Origin of the sequence: Agromyces sp. NPDC052230 (assembly GCF_040679595.1) — a bacterium.
Classification (GTDB): domain Bacteria; phylum Actinomycetota; class Actinomycetes; order Actinomycetales; family Microbacteriaceae; genus Agromyces.
The window spans coordinates 420,666-436,253 of the sequence record NZ_JBFAVC010000003.1 but is presented as its reverse complement, the minus strand read 5'-3'; the positions used below and the strand labels follow the sequence as shown (position 1 = coordinate 436,253).

Sequence of the window (15,588 nt, the reverse complement as noted above, 5' to 3'; positions counted from 1 at the left end):
GGATGCCCCACCACAATGCCCAGCCACCGACTCCTCGACCGGCAGCACGACGGCGACGAACTCGTGTCCCCGACCGAACGCCGGCTCGAGGCATCCGCTCGCCTCGACGCCCTCGCGAGCGTCGACGTGCTCCGGCTCCTCAACGAGCACGATCGGGTGGCGGTCGACGCGGTGGCGGCGATCCTGCCGCAGCTCGCGGAGGTCGTCGACGTCGCCGCCGAGCGGTTCCGTCGTGGCGGCAACGTGCACTACTTCGGTGCCGGAACCTCGGGTCGACTCGGTGTGCTCGACGCCGCGGAGTTGTTGCCCACGTTCAATCTCGAGGCCGGCCGGGTCGTCGCCCACATCGCGGGTGGCGCCGACGCCATCCTCAACGCCGTCGAGGACGCGGAGGACTCCGACGCCGAGGGGCGTGCCGCCGCAGCGGACGTCACGGCCGACGACGTCGTGTTCGGCCTGGCCGCCAGCGGGAACACGCCCTACGTCGGCGGTGCGCTCGCCGCGGCACGCGACGCCGGCGCTCACACCGTGCTGGTGTCGAGCAATCCGTACGCGACGCTCGGCCCGCTCGCCGACACGAACATCGTGCTCGACACGGGCCCCGAGGTGCTGACCGGATCGACGCGACTGAAGGCCGCGACCGCGGAGAAGCTCGTGCTCAACGGGTTCTCGACCGGGCTCATGGTCGCCGTCGGCCGCACCTGGTCGAACCTCATGGTCTCGGTCGTCGCGACCAACGACAAGCTCCGTCGCCGCACCGTGCGCATCCTGGAGGAGGCCGCCGGCCTCGACCCCGATGCCGCACGCGAACTGCTTCGCGCCTCCGACGGCCAGCTCAAGACGGCGCTCGTCGCCGCACTGGCCGACACCGAGGTCGAGCGAGCCCGCATGCTGCTCGCCGATCACGCGGGCTCCGTGCGCGACGCGCTCGCCGCGGCATCCGACACCTGACGCACCACCCCCGCAGTCAACACCCCGCAGTCAGCACCAACAGCAGTCATCACCCATACAGAAGGAGAACCAATGAGGCGACGCATCCTCACCACGACGGCCCTGCTGGCCGGCTCCGCCCTCCTGCTCAGCGCCTGCGCGCCGAGCGCCGCGAGCGGCGACGGCGCCGAGGAGGGCGACGAGGTCACCCTCAAGGTCTGGTCCTGGCGCACCGAAGACGTCGAGGCGTACAACAGGATCTTCGATGTCTTCGAGGAGCAGCACCCGAACATCACGGTCGAGTTCGAGGCGTTCCAGAACACGGAGTACAACCAGATCCTCACCACCGGCCTCGCCGGCAGCGACGGCCCTGACGTGCCGATGGTCCGCGCGTACGGCCAGCTGCAGCCGAACATCGAGGCGGGCCAGCTCGAGCCCATCGACGACAAGGTCGAGGGCCTCGACGAGTTCGCCCCCAGCGTGATCGCGGGCGCCAAGGGCAAGGCCGACGGCAAGACGTACGCCGTGCCGCTCGCGACCCAGACGCTGCAGATGTTCTACAACAAGGCCATCTTCGACGAGCATGGACTCGAGGTGCCCACCACCTGGGACGAGTTCATCGAGGTGAACGAGAAACTGCTCGCCGCCGGCGTCACGCCGATGGCGCTCGGTGCGAAGGACGACTGGATCCTGCCGATCTTCTCCGACATCATCGGCAGCGCCCGGTACGGCGGCTCGGAGTTCGAGGAGAAGGTGCTCGCGGGCGAGACCGACTTCACCGACCCCGACTACGTCGCCGCGCTGCAGCTCGTCAGCGACGTGCAGAAGTACCTGACGCCCGACGTCGTCGGCGTGAGCTACACCGACAGCCAGATCCAGTTCACGTCGGGCCAGGCCGCCCAGTTCCCCGGCGGGTCGTTCGAGATCGCCACCTTCCGCAACCAGGCGCCCGACCTCGAGTTCGGCTCCTACCAGGTGCCGGTGCCCGACGGGGCCGTGCTCGACGCCCCGGTCTCGCCGGCGTACGCCGACGGCAACTTCGCCGTCAACACCAAGTCGAAGCACCAGGACGAGGCCTTCGAGCTGCTCAACTGGTTCGCGACCCCCGAGTTCGGGCAACTCGTCGCCGATGAGCTCAACCAGTTCTCCGCCATCCCGGGCGTCGAGTACGAGGACGAGGTCATGAAGGAGGCGTGGGCGAACTACGAGGAGGGACAGGCGCCGTACCTGTTGCTCGTCGACTTCCGCTACGGTGAGCCGCTGGGCACCGCGGTGCTCGGCGCCGAGGTGCAGAAGATGTTCCTCGGGCAGACGGATGCCGCGGCCGCCGCTGCCGCCCTGCAGGCCGGCATCTCGCAGTGGTTCACGCCCGGCGAGTAGCCCGGGTAACCCAGCCGGGTGAACCCGGCGACCCACGCACGAAGCTCCACCGGATCACGAGGAACGAAGACCATGTCCGCCATCACGACGCCCAGGGCACGCCGCGGCACCGCACGCTCCGGCATCACCCTGTCACGTCGGGCGGGCATGGTCTTCGTGCTCCCGGCACTCGTGCTCTTCTCGATCTTCATCGCCTACCCGCTGCTCACGGCCCTCAGCTATTCGTTCTTCGACTGGACCGGCATCGTGCGCGGCGGCTTCGTCGGGCTCGAGAACTACGTCACGCTGTTCACCCAGCTGCCCTACCGCGACGACCTCCCGAACGCGTTCGTGCACAACCTGCTGCTGTTCGTCGGCGCGATGGTCTTCCAGAACACCATCGGCCTCGGGCTCGCGACCCTGCTGCACCGCATCCGGCGGTTCAAGCGCTTCTTCCAGACGATGTACACGCTGCCGTACCTCGTCTCACCGCTCGTGATCGGCTACCTCTGGTCGCTCATGCTCTCGCCCCTGTTCGGCCCGGTGAACGCGGTGCTCAGGGCCATCGGCCTCGGCGAACTCGCTCAGCCGTGGCTCGGCAACCCCCAGACCGCGATCTGGGTCGTCGTCGTGGTCACGGCCTGGCAGTGGATCGGATTCCCCGTGCTGCTGTACGGCGCCGCGCTCGGCGGCATCCCCGAGGAGATCGACGAGGCCGCGTCGATCGACGGTGCCACCGCCTGGCAGCGGTTCCGGGCCATCACCCTGCCCATGCTGCTGCCCGCCATCGGCACCGTCAGCGTGCTCACCTTCATCGGCGCCATGGAGGCGTTCCCGATCCCCTACGCGCTCGGCGGATCCCAGGGCAACCCGGCCGGCGCCACCGACGTGATGAGTCTGCTCTTCTATCGCACGGCGTTCGAATCGGGGTCGTCGAACGCGATCGGCACGAGCTCGGCGATCGCCACGCTCCTCTTCCTCTTCATCTTCGGGTTCTCCATGCTGATCACCTGGTACATGCGCCGGGCGGAACGGAAGCTGTTCTGATGACCGCGACGCTCGCACCCGATATCTCGACGGATGACTCGACCGATCGCGGCGGCTCGGAGCCGAGCCGGCGCGCGGGTCGCCGCGCCACCCTCGGCGGATTCGCCTCGAGCACGTTCCTCTGGCTGTATGCCGCGATCTCGATCGCACCGCTCCTGCTCATGCTGTCGAACTCGCTGCGCACCACGCAGGACATGGCCAGGCAGCCGCTCGGACTGCCGCTGCCGCCGAACTTCACGAGCTACGGCAAGGCGTGGATCACGGCGTCGTTCGACACGTACTTCGTCAACTCGATCTTCGTGACCGTGGCATCCGTGCTGCTCTCGACGGCCGTGTCCCTGCTCGCGGCCTACGCGTTCGCGCGCACGAAGTCGAAGCTCTTCGCCACCCTCGAGGGCGTGTTCCTGTCGGGGCTCATGTTGCCGGTGTACCTCGCGATCCTGCCGCTGTTCTTCATGCTCGATGCGGCGGGCATGATCTCGAACCTCTGGGGCCTGATCCTCGTCTACGGGGCCCTCGGCATCCCGTTCTCGACGTTCGTGCTGGCGAGCTTCTTCCGTCAGCTGCCCATCGAGCTCGACGAGGCCGCTCGGCTCGATGGCGCCGGCCCGTTCGCGACGTTCTGGCGCGTGCACCTGCCGCTCGTGCGCCCCGCGATCGCGACCGTCATCGTGTTCCGGTTCGTGCCCGTGTGGAACGACTTCTTCTACCCGCTGATCCTCATCCGCGACCAGTCGTCGTACACGCTGCCCGTCGGCATCACGCGCTTCTTCGGCGAGTACCAGACCGACTGGGCGACGCTCTTCGCCGGGCTGACGCTCGCGACGATCCCGCTCGTGGTGCTCTTCCTCCTGGCCACGAAGCAGATCGTCTCGGGACTCACGGCGGGCATGAGCAAGTAGGGCGGGTGCCTATTCCTCCACTCCCGGGTCGCCGCCGTCGAGGCCGCCTTCAGTGGAGTCGGTCAGCGGAGCGTCGCTCCTCGGTGAACCCGGCGTCTCCTCCGACGTCTTCTCCTCGTCGGGAGCCGGCTGCTTCTTGTCGCCCTCGGGAACCTCGATGGGGTCGTCGGGCCTGATCTCGTCGGTCATCGCTCGCTCCTTCGTCTCGTGCCGGCCTGTGGGTGCCGGCTTCCCGCGGCCAGCCTCCCGCGCGCGGGCGCTCGCGGGCGAGGGGTTGACTCCCCGCGGCGGCTGGCTGCGGCATGCTTGAAGGCATGTCCGAGCACGAGACGCCTGCCGAGCTCGCCGCACTCAGGGCGCTCGCCGAGCGGATGCGGCGGCGGCACGCGGCATCCGGCGCTCGAATCGTGCTCGGCATCGCCGGCAGCCCGGGCTCGGGCAAGACGACGCTCGCCCGGGCCCTCGTCGACGCCCTCGACCCGAGCGGTGACGGATCGGCCGTGCACCTCCCCATGGACGGGTTCCACCTCGCCAACGCGACCCTCGACCGGCTCGGCCTCCGCGACCGCAAGGGCGCGATCGAGACCTTCGACGGCTGGGGCTTCGTCGCGCTGATCGAGCGCGTGCGGCGCGAGTCCGACCACGTCGTGTACGCGCCGGCCTTCGAGCGTGCGGTCGACGAGCCGGTGGCGGGCGAGATCGCGATCGAGGCATCCGCTCGCATCGTGGTCGTCGAGGGCAACTACCTGCTCGACGAGTCCGAACCGTGGCGGCGGGTGCGCGGCCTGCTCGACGAGGCGTGGTTCTGCGACGCCGACGACGGCGAGCGGATGCCGCGACTGGTGCGCCGGCACACCGAGTTCGGTCGCTCGCCCGAGGCGGCGGAGGCGTGGGCGCGGGAGGTCGACGGCGCGAATGCCCAGCGCGTCGCACCCGGACGCGAGCGGGCCGACCTCGTCGTCTCGGGCGTCACGTGGGAGATCGTGCACCCCCTCACTCGGGGTCTTGCCGAGGCATCCGACGCGTCGTAGGGTCGCGATCGACCGCTTCCATCACGACGATCGGAGCCCACATGTCCGCGGCCGCGCTTCCCTCGAGCGGTGACCGGCCGGGCGGCTCGCCCGACGCGAAGACGTGCGACGCGCGCGGCATGATCGAGATCCACCGGATGTACCGCGCCACCTTCGGCGAGGCGCCGTCGCTCGTGACGGGGGTCGCCGAGGGTGGTGCGGCCCACGCCGACGTGGTGGGCGACCACCTCTCGATGCTCTCGGTGAGCCTGCACGCCCACCATGAGTTCGAGGACGACCACCTCTGGGACAACCTCGAGGACCGTGCGCCCAAGTGCACCGGGCATGTCGAGCGCATGAAGGAGCAGCACGCGGCGATGCTCGTGCACCTTCAGGCGATGGATGCCGCGCTCCCCTCGTGGCGCGCGAGCGGTCGGTCGGCGGATGCCGCGCCGGTGCTCGCGTCGCTCGAGGGCATCAACGCGGCGCTCGCCGTGCACCTGCCCGACGAGGAGACGAGCATCGTGCCCGTCATGGAGACGGTGCTCACCCAGAAGGAGGTCGACGCGGCATCCGTGCACGGACGCAAGTCGACGCCGAAGGGCAAGACCTGGGCGCAGCTCGGCGCGATCCTGGCGGCCCAGCCCGACGGCGGCGACGAGTGGCTGCGGGAACACCTGCCCGCGCCGTTCCGCCTCGTCTGGAAGCTGGTCGGCAAGCGCGACTACGAGGCGAACCGCGCGGAGCTGCTCGGCCGCGAGCGTGCGTAGGCGGCCAGCCGTACCTGTCCTGTCGTGCGGTCGCAGCCGGCCGTCGCTCAGTCGGTGGGTTCCAGGGAGGGCACCACGAGGCGGATGCCGCGAGCCGCGAAGTCCGAGGCGTCCATGACCTCCATGTCGCCCTCGTAGGCGGCGATGAACGCCCGATGGAACGCGAGCCCGACGAGCAGGTGGGCTGCCGCCTCGAGGTCGGCGTCGGCGCGGATGCGACCGGTCGCCTGCTCCTCGACGAGCAGGTTGACGACGAGCGGCACGACGCCCTCTGGCCCGGCCGCTCCGTGTCCTCGTACGCCGTCGCGATGCTCGGCGAGCAGGTCGGGGGTGCTGAAGATCGACACCGACAGCGGGAACGTGCGCGTGAAGTAGACGAGGAGGGCGGTGACGATGCTCTCCAGCGATGACGGTAGGTCTGAGCGGTCGGATGCCTCGGGCAGTTCGATGCGCGGCATCCGCTCGCTGAGCACCGCGAGGAAGAGCTCCTGCTTGTCGGAGAAGTACTTGTAGAGCATGCCCTCGGAGTACCCGGCCGCGCGGGCGAGCTCGCGGGTGGTCGCGCCGGCGACTCCGCGCTGGTTGAGCACCGTGGCGGCGGCGTCGAGGATGCGCTCGCGTGCGGGTGACGACGAGGACATGTGTCCGTCTCCTTGTGATTCCGTGACAGTGAGCGTTCACTCACCGTATCAGCCGAAGCTGCGAGGACGATCTCGTTCCTGAACCCGGTGCCGGAGTGCCGCGGTGCCGCGGTGCCGGAGTGCCGGAGTGCCGGAGTGCCGGAGTGCCGGAGTGCCGGAGTGCCGGAGTGCCGGAGTGCCGCGGGCTGGCGAAGGGAACGGTGTGGTCGGCGCGGCGCAGAGGGGAGGAGGATGGGAACGACGAGGGAGGCGACCGTGAAGGACCGCGCGAACCTGCTGGTGTGGGCGCAGTTCGTGCTGCTCGCGCTGCTGCTCCTGCCGGGCGATCCGCTGTGGAGCGAGACGTGGATCACGGTCGTCGCCGTGCTCCTCGCGATCATCGGCGCCGGCCTCGCGATCGCGGGCGCCGCAGCCCTCGGCCGCGACCTGGTGCCGTGGGTCGCACCGAAACCGGGTGCGCCGCTCCGAACCGGCGGCATCTATCGACTGACGCGCAATCCCATCTACCTCGGCATCCTCGTCGCCGCGGCCGGCTGGGTGCTCTGGCGCGGACGCATCGAACTCCTCGTGATCTGGGCGCTGCTCGCTGCCGTGCTCCTCACGAAGGCCCACGTCGAGCAGCGACGACTCATCGACGCCTACGGCGACGAGTACCGCGAGTACGCCGCGCGCACGCCCCTGCTGCTGTTCGCTCGCGGCATCCGCTGAACACCTTCCCGGTGTACCACCCGTATACCCGGTGGTACACTTGCTTCATGCCCACGACCCGCCCTCGCTTCCAAGTGACCGAGACGCCCGAAATCCGGCGCGCACTCGACGTCGCGGCGCGCGCGTGGCCCCAGGCGAGCCGCAGCGAACTCGTGCTCAGGCTGTTTCTGCGCGGCGCAGAGGCGTTCAATGCCGACGCTGAAGCAGCGCGCCTGCGCCGGCGTCAGGCGATCGACGCGAGCGCCGGGAGTCTCGACGCGGCCTACGAGAACGACTATCTCGAGCGGCTGCGCAGCGAGTGGCAGGAATGATCGCGCTCGACGCCAGTGTGGTCATCGCGCACCTGTCATCCCGTGACTCGCACCATGCCGCGGCCGGGCGATTCTTCCGCACCCAGCTCGATGCCGAGTTCGTCATGCATCCGCTGACGCTCACCGAGGTCCTCGTCGGCCCGGTGCGAGCGGGCGCCGGGTCAGCCGCCGAGCATCACCTGGCGGAACTCGGCATCGTCGAATGGGCGCCGCGTCCCGGTGCGGCGAGGCTGGCCCGCATCCGCGTCGAGACCGCCCTCAAGCTCCCCGACTGTTGCGTGCTCGACGCTGCCCTCGAGAACGGCGCGGCGCTCGCGACATTCGACGAGCGACTGGCGAAGGCGGCCGAGACGTTCGGCATCGACGTGCTCGACCTCGCCTGAGTCGGGAGCTCAGCGCCCGGCATCCTGTGCTGCCTCGCGCAGCAACCGGAACTCTCTGCGCCGCAACAGTCGCAGCAGCCATGACGCCGGCACCCCGAACGCACGACGGCCCGCGTCCGTCGGGAAGGGCTCGATCCCGTCGATCGCGCACTCGCGGCCACGCCAGACCACCACGCACCGCCCCGCGGCCACGATGTTGCGATACCAGTTCACGCCGGGGCCGTACGTCAACTCGGCGATGAACCCGTCGGGCACCCGCGCGAGGATCAGCGGCGTCTCATACGAGGCGCCGCTCTTCCGCCCGACGTGGCGAACGAGCGAGAACGGGCCGGCTCCCCGCCGAGCCAACCGCAGGACGAGCGGGTTCAGCGTGTGCTTGATCGTGGTGAGCCACGCGCGCTTGAGGGTTCCCATCACCGCGTGGCATCCGTCGCCTGGACCGTCTGCAACGGCCCCGACTCGAGCAGGCTCGTGATCGCGCTCAGGGGGATCCGCGCCCACGTCGGGCGATTCCGGGTCTCGTAGATCGCCTCGTACACGGCCTTGTCGAGCTCGAAGGCCGCGAGCAGGTCGCGGTACGGGCTGAGGTCGAGTCCGGATGCCGCGACATATCCCTCGAGGAATGCCCGCCTCGCGGCGTCCGCCCACTGCACCGCCGCCGATGCCCGCTCGGGAGCCGCGATCGCCGTCGACCCGGCCACGTAGTCGAACGAGCGCAGCATGCCCGCGACATCGCGCACCGGCAGGTCGGGACGCGTGCGATCGTCCATCGGCCGCATCGGCTCGCCCTCGAAGTCGAGGATCACCCAACCACGCTCGGGCGCGAGGATCACCTGCCCGAGGTGCAGGTCGCCGTGGATCCGCTGCAGCTGCGGCCACGCGCCCGCCCGCGCCCGCTCGTGGAACGCCTCGATCTCGGCGCGATGCGGCGCGAGCTCGGGCACCTCGGCCACCGCGATCCCGAGCCGCCGCGCCCACGCGCCCGTGATCAGGCCGATGAGCTCGGGTGACGGCGCCTCGCACGGGAAGAGTTCGCCGAGCGAGACGTGCAGCGCCGCCACCGCCGCACCGAGCTCGCGTGCCTCGTCGGTGAACGGGGTGTCGGCGGCCGCCGCGTCGAGGGCCACGCGCCACGCGTCCGCCACGCCCGGCAGGAACTCCTGGGCGAACGCGAGGTGCCCTCGGGCGCGTCCGTCGGGCCGGCCCACGTCGTCCCATTCGCCCACCACGTGCCCGACGCTCGCGGGAACATGCCGGGAACCGGATGCCGCGAGCGCCGTCTGCAGCGTGACATCCGGATTCTCGCCGTGATGCAACTGCCGGTACACCTTGCAGATGATCGGCGCGGAGTCCGCCGGGCGGTAGACGATCGACGTGTTCGACTGCTCGCCGCCGACGACGGTGGCGGGCGCGCTGAGCGGCGGCCGGGCGTCGGCCGGTGCGCCCGTCGCGGCCGACTCGGCCGAGTACCGCCCCCACGCCTCCGCCCCGTCGTGAACCGCCCGCCCCTCGCCCACGATCAGCGCGAGCACCGCGTCGGTGTACGCGCGGTCGTAGGGTCCGTCGTAGAGGAATCCGCCGTCGGGAAGGCGCCCGATGAGGTGGTCGGATGCCGCGGGCGAACGCGACTGCTCGGCGCGCTCGACGACCGGCATCTGGTACAGGATGGGCGGCGACGCCGCATCGTCCATGAGGAACAGCGTGCGAACGCGGGCGTCCGCGTCGACCGACGGCAGTTCGAACGCGCCGGTCAGGCGCAGCCGGGGTGCATGGGTCTTGCCGCACCAGCGTTGCCGCGGCATCCAGGCGGCGATCGCGGCCACGGCGCTGTCCATGCCTGAACAGTAGGGCGGGCGGCATCCGAAGTCGAGGACCCGACCGGGGGTCCATCCGAGCGTGTCGCGGGCCATACTGGAGGCGAGACGACTCAGCGGGAGGTCGGCGATGCCCTACGAGGTTCGCATCACCCAGCAGCCACGGCAGGACCTCGCGGTCGTGCGCCGGCGCACGACGTTCAGCGAGATCCCGACGTTCATGGGGTCGGCGTTCGAGTCCGCCGCGGCCTACCTCGGCACGCATGACCTGCTCGGCCAGGGCCCGGCGATCGGCCGGTACACCGAGATGGACATGACGAGCGGCGAGGTCGTGGTCGCGGCCGGATTCGTCGTGGCGCAGCCCGTCGAGGGCGACGGCACCGTGGTCCCCGACGAGACCCCCGCGTGCGAGGTCGCCACGACGACGCACCTCGGCTCGTACGCGAAGGTCTCGGAAGCATACGACGCGATCGCGAAGGCGATGGCCGTGCAGGGCCGGGAGCTCGACGAGACCACCATGTGGGAGGAGTACTGGAGCCCGCCGGGCACCCCCGACGACGAGACGAAGACGGTCGTCTGCTGCCCACTGAAGTCCGCGGCCTGAGGCGCGCAGCGAGCACGTGCGTCTCGAAGATCCGCTTGCTACGCCCACGCGCGGCGCACGGCCTCCGCGCCGAGTTGGATACGTGTCGTCACGCCGGCCGTCTCCATGAGCTCCGCCACTCGCCGTTGCACCGTGCGAACCGAGATGCCGAGCTGGGCGCCGGCCGCGGCATCCGTCAGGCCGAGCAGGAGCAGCTTCAGCAGGTCGCGATCGACCGCATCGTGCGAGCCCGCCGGTTCGCCGGCGGAGCTGAACGCGGTCGAGCTCGCCCAGAACTCCTCGAAGATCGACGCCACGAGGTCGAGGAGCCCACTCGGATGCACCAGCAGCGCGCCCATCGAACGCTCCTCACCGCGCGAACGCATGGGCAGGAGCGCCATGGCGTCGTCGGCGATGATGAGCCGCGTCGGCAGCGTCGGCAGCACACGCACTTCCTCGCCGAGCGTCGCCGCCTCGCGCGCCGCGTCGATGAACCCCGGGCGCTCGAGCACGGGCTTCTCGACGATCACGCGATAACGGACGCCGCGAACGAGCGCGTCGTCCTCCGCGAGGTTCTCATCGGCGTCGAGGAAGGCCACGTCCCGCAACACGAAGACGCGCACCTGCTGCGTGGCCGATGCCTGCAGCTGGGCGACCCGCTGACGCACGGCATCCGCTCCGAGCACCACGTCGACCACGTCGGGCGTCTCCCGCTGTCCGGCGCCCGTGCGATAGAGCTCGCTCAGCTGCACGAGGGCCTCGTGCGCCTGGTTCAGTCCGCGCTCGCGCTCGAGCAGCATCGGGCGCAGGGCGAGCGACGGCGGTGACGCGACCACCCGGTCGGGGGCGGATGCCTGGCGCGCGAGCAGCCCGAGGCGTTCGAGCTCGGACAACACCTGCCGTGCCCGGCAGGCGGGCAGCGCGCCGGACGCGATGACCTCGTCGACGCTCGCCGACGGAGCCTGCAGGATGAGCCGGTACACGGACGTGTGCTCGTCGTCCAGTCCGATCGCCTCGAGCACGCGAAACCCTTCGTTTCCGCCGCCCAATCCGCCTGCCAGGGGCCGTCGTGGCGGATCACGGCCATGGCATCTCTCCGCCATCACCCTAACGAATCCGGCGTGAGAGGTTGCTTGGCAGGCCAGTCAGCCAGTGCGAGAGGTGTTCCCCATGCCACCATCCATCCATCCATCTGGACCGCGTCGCCGGCGTGCGATCGCGGCCGCGGTCAGCGGCCTCGCGATCGGCGTCGCCGGAGTCGGTGCGGCCGCACTGCCCGCGACCGCGGCGCCAGCGGGCGAGCCCCGATCGCCGGCTGCGACGGCGCCGGCTGCAACGGCGCCGGCCACCGCCGGCGGCGCCCACTCGGTCACCCTCATCACGGGCGACCGCGTCACGGTGACCGACCTCGCCGACGGCACGCATTCCGTCGAGATCGAGCCGGCGGAGCCGGGCGCCGGCGTCCAGACCGGCGAGGTCGACGGCGACCTGTACGTCATGCCGCGGTCGGCCATGCCGTACGTTGCGGCGGGCATGGTCGACCTCGACCTGTTCAACGTGTCGCAGCTCATCGAGTTCGGCTACGACGACGCGTCGGTCGATGCCACCCCGGTCATCCTCGAGTTCGACGACGGCCGGGAGTCCCGGCGCGCGGCGACCGTGCCCGGGCTCGCGATCGGCGCCCCGCTGACGAGCATCGACGGCGCGGCCGCGGCCGCAGACCGCGCAACCGCCGAGGCGACCTGGGCCGCCCTCACGGATGCTGCGGCATCCGCTCACTTCGGCACCGCACCCGACGGCGGCGCCGACGTCGCGCTCGGCGGCGGCATCGAGGCGATCCACCTCGACGGCAAGGTGCACACGACGCTCGACTCGAGCACGCCGTGGATCGGCGCACCCCAGGCGTGGGCCGCCGGCTACACCGGCGAGGGCGTGACGGTCGCCGTGCTCGACTCGGGCTACGACGACACGCACCCCGACCTCGCGGGCGCGGTGCTGCCCGGCTCGACGAGCTTCGTGCCCGACGAGGACGTCGCCGACGACCCCCACGGCCACGGCACGCACGTGGCGTCGACCATCGCGGGCACTGGCGCCGCGAGCGGTGGCGCCCACCGCGGCGTCGCCGACGGTGCGGACCTGCTGATCGGCAAGGTCCTCAGCGCCGACGGGTACGGGCTGGAATCGTGGATCATCGCCGCCATGCAGTGGGCGGGGGAGCGGGCCGACATCGTGTCGATGAGCCTCGGCACGCCGCAGGGTTCCGACGGCACCGACCTCATGTCGGAGGCACTCGACCGGATCGCGGCGGAGACCGGTGCGCTGTTCGTGGTCGCCGCGGGCAACTCGGCGTCGCCCGAGACCATCGGGTCGCCGGGCGCGGCCGCGAGCGCGTTGACTGTCGGCTCGGTCGACGACCCGACGGGAGACCTGTCGTGGTTCTCGAGCCAGGGTCCGCTCCTGCGTTCGGGTGCGTTGAAGCCCGAGCTCGTCGGCCCAGGCAGCGACGTCACGGCGGCTCGCTCGGCCGACAGCGTCGGCGATGGCGCGTATGTCGGGATGAGCGGCACGTCGATGGCGACCCCCCATGTGTCGGGCGCGGCCGCGATCGTGAAGCAGCAGCATCCCGAGTACACGGCCGACCAACTGCGCGCGGCGCTCGTGAGCACCACGACCGACCTCGGGCTCACGCCGTACCAGGCAGGTTCGGGCGTCGTCGACATCGACCAGGCGCTCGACGCCCCGGTCATCGCGACCGGCTCGGGCGACTTCGGCATGATCTCGTGGGGCGAATCGCGCGACCCCGTCGAGCGCACCGTCGAGTACACGAACCGCGGCGACGCCGAGGTCGTGCTCGACCTCGCGGCGGCGCTGGCCGACACGACGCCGAGCGACGTGGATCCACACTCGGTCGACGCGGCCACCGGGCTGCTCGCGATGGATGTCGACGAGCTCACCATCCCTGCGGGCGAGACGCGCTCGGTCACCCTCACGGCCGATCCCGCGGGCCTGCCCGCGGGCGCGCAGTTCTCGGGCGCGCTCGTCGCGTCGATCGACGGGGAGCCGGTTTCCCGTACCGCGCTCGGCATCATCGCCGAGGCCGAGCGCTACGACCTCACCGTGACCGCCACCGGCCTCGACGGCGAGCCCGCAGGTGCGTACGGCTGGCTGTGGGACAGCGAGGCCCGGGCGATCCAGGTCGTCCACGTGCCGGGTGAGGCGACGCTGCGGCTGCCGGCCGGCACGTATTCGCTCATGTCGTTCATGGAAGTGGCCGAGGCGGCGGACGACCTTGGGATCGCGCTCGTCGGCGACCCGCACGTGGTGCTCGACAGCGACACCACGGTGGCGTTCGACGCCCGCGCGGCGAAGCCGCTGACGGTCGACGTCGGCGACGACCGCGTCTCGCCGGTGTTCAGCCGCGTCGACTATCAGGCCGACGGGTTCCGCGGCAACCTCATCGCGCCGAGCCTGGTCGACACGCTGTACGCGCAGCCGCTCGACACCTCCGATTCCGACAGCTTCGACTTCACGACCCGGTGGCGCCTGCAGGAGACGATCTCGCTCACGGCGGGCGGGGAATCCCTCGACGTGATCGAGCAGCACGGGTCGACGCCGCTCGACGGCAGCCTGCGGGCTCGCGCGATCGAGGTCGGCACCGGCAGCGCCGAGGAGTTCGCCGCGGTCGACGTCGTGGGCAGGGTCGCCGTCGTGACCCGGTCCGACGCCGTGACACCTCCCGAGCGCGCCGCGAATGCGGCGGCCGCCGGGGCGGCGCTCCTCCTCGTCGTGAACGACGGCGACGGCGAACTCATCGAGTGGGTGGGCGACGACGACTACACGACGCCGGTCGCGATCCCGGTCGCCTCGGTGAGCGGCATCCAGGGCCGTCGGGTGCTCGAGTCGATGGCGGCGAAGACCGTCGTCGTGAAGGGCTCCGGCGTCGCGCACGCGACCGAGATCTACGACATCGTGCGCTTCAGCGAGGGCGCGATGCCCGAGGATCTGCACTACCGCCCCGACCACCTGGCCCGCGTCGATACCACGTATTTCGGCGACGGCGGCACGGTCGGCGAGTTCCGGTACGACTTCGTGCCGGGCATGATGCACGGGTTGGGCTACTCGCTGCGCACCACGCGCGGCATCGAGCGCACCGAGTGGGTGAACACCGAGCACGTCGAGTGGTATCAGACCGCCCATCTCGTCGGCGTGGGCTGGGACGTTCGCGACGTGGAGCGTGCCTACGCACCCGACCAGGTCGCCGAGTCGAGCTTCTTCGGACCGGTCGTGCGCCCGTACGTCGGCCCCGGCTACTGGGCGCCGCATCGTGTCGGGTCCGCCGTGCAGGTGAACCTTCCGTCGTGGGCCGACGGCGACAACCCCGAGCGAACCGGAGCGTTCGACGTGTTCTCGGACGCCGACGACCGCGCGCAGCTCACCGACGTGTACGTCGACGGCGTGCTCGTCGCGTCGTCGCCGTACCAGGCAGCGTATGTGTGGGACGTGCCCGACGGCGAGACCGACTGGCGGATCGTGAACCGGGCCACGCACGACGGCTCGGCCCTCGCGTCCTCGACCGAGACGGTGAGCGAGTGGACGTTCCGGTCGACCGGGACGGCCGACGACTGGACCGAGCAGCTCCTGCCGATGATCCAGGCCTGGTACGACGTCGAACTCGACGCCTCGGGGCTCGTCGGCGCGGGTCGCAAGGCGGGAACACCAGTGGCACTCGCCCTCGAGCTCGGGCATGTCGCCGAGGCATCCGGAAGCGCCGCACTCACCGGGGCGACGCTCGAGGTGAGGGTCGCCGGCGGCGACTGGCAGCCGATCGAGCTCACGGCGACGGATGGCGCGGGCGCGACGCCCGAGGTCACGCCCTTCGTCACCTTCCCGACCGGCCGCGACTTCGTGACGACGTACGCGGCCGACCTGGCCGTGCCCGATGCAGGCTCTTGGGTGGACCTTCGGGTGACGGCGACGGATGCCGCAGGCAGCACGTTCTCGCAGGAGATCGTGCGGGCGTTCGAGGTTGCCCCGGCCAAGAGCGCCGGCCCCCTGCCACGCGGCGGCACGAGCGGGCTGCTTCCCTAGGCGGTCCGCGAGGGGCCCGGGCGGCGACGCCCGGGCCCTTCG

16 protein-coding genes are annotated in these 15,588 nt (G+C 70.9%); 11 read left to right on the top strand and 5 right to left on the bottom strand.

The features are described from left to right. Nucleotides 1-15 precede the first annotated feature (15 nt). The 4 genes from AB0K73_RS09880 to AB0K73_RS09865 all read left to right on the top strand — a co-directional run bounded on the left by AB0K73_RS09880 (nucleotide 16) and on the right by AB0K73_RS09865 (nucleotide 4,238). Nucleotides 16-951, top strand: a complete 936-nt coding sequence (locus tag AB0K73_RS09880; RefSeq protein ID WP_360517696.1) for an N-acetylmuramic acid 6-phosphate etherase — start codon at nucleotides 16-18, stop codon at nucleotides 949-951. Nucleotides 952-1,023: 72 nt separating this feature from the next. Beyond that, entirely contained in the window at nucleotides 1,024-2,310 is a 1,287-nt protein-coding gene (locus AB0K73_RS09875) for an extracellular solute-binding protein (protein ID WP_360517693.1), read from the top strand. 72 nt (nucleotides 2,311-2,382) lie between these two features. Beyond that, nucleotides 2,383-3,336 carry a sugar ABC transporter permease gene (locus AB0K73_RS09870; RefSeq protein WP_360517690.1) on the top strand — a complete coding sequence of 318 codons (954 nt, stop codon included), beginning with the start codon at nucleotides 2,383-2,385 and terminating at the stop codon, nucleotides 3,334-3,336. After that, on the top strand, nucleotides 3,336-4,238 hold the full coding sequence (locus tag AB0K73_RS09865) for a carbohydrate ABC transporter permease (RefSeq protein WP_360517687.1): 903 nt from the start codon (nucleotides 3,336-3,338) through the stop codon (nucleotides 4,236-4,238). Before AB0K73_RS09870 ends, AB0K73_RS09865 begins: the two co-directional genes overlap by 1 nt. Nucleotides 4,239-4,247: 9 nt before the next feature. Here the strand turns inward: AB0K73_RS09865 and AB0K73_RS09860 are convergent, their stop codons facing one another. After that, a complete protein-coding gene (locus tag AB0K73_RS09860) occupies nucleotides 4,248-4,427 on the bottom strand; it encodes a hypothetical protein (protein ID WP_360517684.1) in 180 nt (59 codons plus the stop codon). A gap of 125 nt (nucleotides 4,428-4,552) precedes the next feature. Here AB0K73_RS09860 and AB0K73_RS09855 point away from each other — a divergent pair, with 125 nt between their 5' ends. Both AB0K73_RS09855 and AB0K73_RS09850 read left to right on the top strand, forming a co-directional pair. Beyond that, nucleotides 4,553-5,269 (top strand): nucleoside/nucleotide kinase family protein, encoded by a 717-nt coding sequence (locus AB0K73_RS09855; protein ID WP_360517680.1) that lies wholly within the window; start codon nucleotides 4,553-4,555, stop codon nucleotides 5,267-5,269. A 41-nt stretch (nucleotides 5,270-5,310) separates the two neighbouring features. Beyond that, complete coding sequence (locus tag AB0K73_RS09850) at nucleotides 5,311-6,018, top strand: hemerythrin domain-containing protein (RefSeq protein WP_360517677.1); 708 nt, start codon at nucleotides 5,311-5,313, stop codon at nucleotides 6,016-6,018. Nucleotides 6,019-6,065: 47 nt separating this feature from the next. Here AB0K73_RS09850 and AB0K73_RS09845 read toward each other — a convergent pair whose 3' ends face one another. Further along, nucleotides 6,066-6,659 (bottom strand): helix-turn-helix domain-containing protein, encoded by a 594-nt coding sequence (locus tag AB0K73_RS09845; protein WP_360517674.1) that lies wholly within the window; start codon nucleotides 6,657-6,659, stop codon nucleotides 6,066-6,068. 231 nt (nucleotides 6,660-6,890) lie between these two features. Between AB0K73_RS09845 and AB0K73_RS09840 the strand changes: the two genes are divergently transcribed. From AB0K73_RS09840 to AB0K73_RS09830, 3 genes are read left to right on the top strand one after another with little or no spacing between them, the layout of a single operon-like run. Beyond that, a complete protein-coding gene (locus tag AB0K73_RS09840) occupies nucleotides 6,891-7,367 on the top strand; it encodes a methyltransferase (RefSeq protein WP_360517671.1) in 477 nt (158 codons plus the stop codon). 47 nt (nucleotides 7,368-7,414) lie between these two features. Beyond that, on the top strand, nucleotides 7,415-7,678 hold the full coding sequence (locus AB0K73_RS09835) for a hypothetical protein (protein WP_360517667.1): 264 nt from the start codon (nucleotides 7,415-7,417) through the stop codon (nucleotides 7,676-7,678). Further along, nucleotides 7,675-8,061 carry a type II toxin-antitoxin system VapC family toxin gene (locus AB0K73_RS09830; protein ID WP_360517664.1) on the top strand — a complete coding sequence of 129 codons (387 nt, stop codon included), beginning with the start codon at nucleotides 7,675-7,677 and terminating at the stop codon, nucleotides 8,059-8,061. The genes AB0K73_RS09835 and AB0K73_RS09830 overlap by 4 nt, the downstream gene beginning before the upstream one ends. A gap of 9 nt (nucleotides 8,062-8,070) precedes the next feature. On the opposite strand, the gene AB0K73_RS09825 is transcribed toward AB0K73_RS09830, so the two are convergent. After that, nucleotides 8,071-8,475, bottom strand: a complete 405-nt coding sequence (locus tag AB0K73_RS09825) for a nitroreductase family deazaflavin-dependent oxidoreductase (RefSeq protein WP_360517814.1) — start codon at nucleotides 8,473-8,475, stop codon at nucleotides 8,071-8,073. Next, nucleotides 8,475-9,896 carry an aminoglycoside phosphotransferase gene (locus tag AB0K73_RS09820; RefSeq protein ID WP_360517661.1) on the bottom strand — a complete coding sequence of 474 codons (1,422 nt, stop codon included), beginning with the start codon at nucleotides 9,894-9,896 and terminating at the stop codon, nucleotides 8,475-8,477. Before AB0K73_RS09820 ends, AB0K73_RS09825 begins: the two co-directional genes overlap by 1 nt. 109 nt (nucleotides 9,897-10,005) lie before the next feature. Between AB0K73_RS09820 and AB0K73_RS09815 the strand changes: the two genes are divergently transcribed. After that, nucleotides 10,006-10,479 (top strand): GyrI-like domain-containing protein, encoded by a 474-nt coding sequence (locus AB0K73_RS09815; protein WP_360517658.1) that lies wholly within the window; start codon nucleotides 10,006-10,008, stop codon nucleotides 10,477-10,479. Between the two features lie 38 nt (nucleotides 10,480-10,517). On the opposite strand, the gene AB0K73_RS09810 is transcribed toward AB0K73_RS09815, so the two are convergent. Then, nucleotides 10,518-11,480 (bottom strand): transcriptional regulator TrmB, encoded by a 963-nt coding sequence (locus AB0K73_RS09810; RefSeq protein WP_360517655.1) that lies wholly within the window; start codon nucleotides 11,478-11,480, stop codon nucleotides 10,518-10,520. Between the two features lie 148 nt (nucleotides 11,481-11,628). Here AB0K73_RS09810 and AB0K73_RS09805 point away from each other — a divergent pair, with 148 nt between their 5' ends. Next, nucleotides 11,629-15,546, top strand: coding sequence for a S8 family serine peptidase (locus AB0K73_RS09805; protein WP_360517652.1), 3,918 nt, complete (start codon nucleotides 11,629-11,631; stop codon nucleotides 15,544-15,546). The last annotated feature ends 42 nt before the right edge of the window (nucleotides 15,547-15,588 follow it).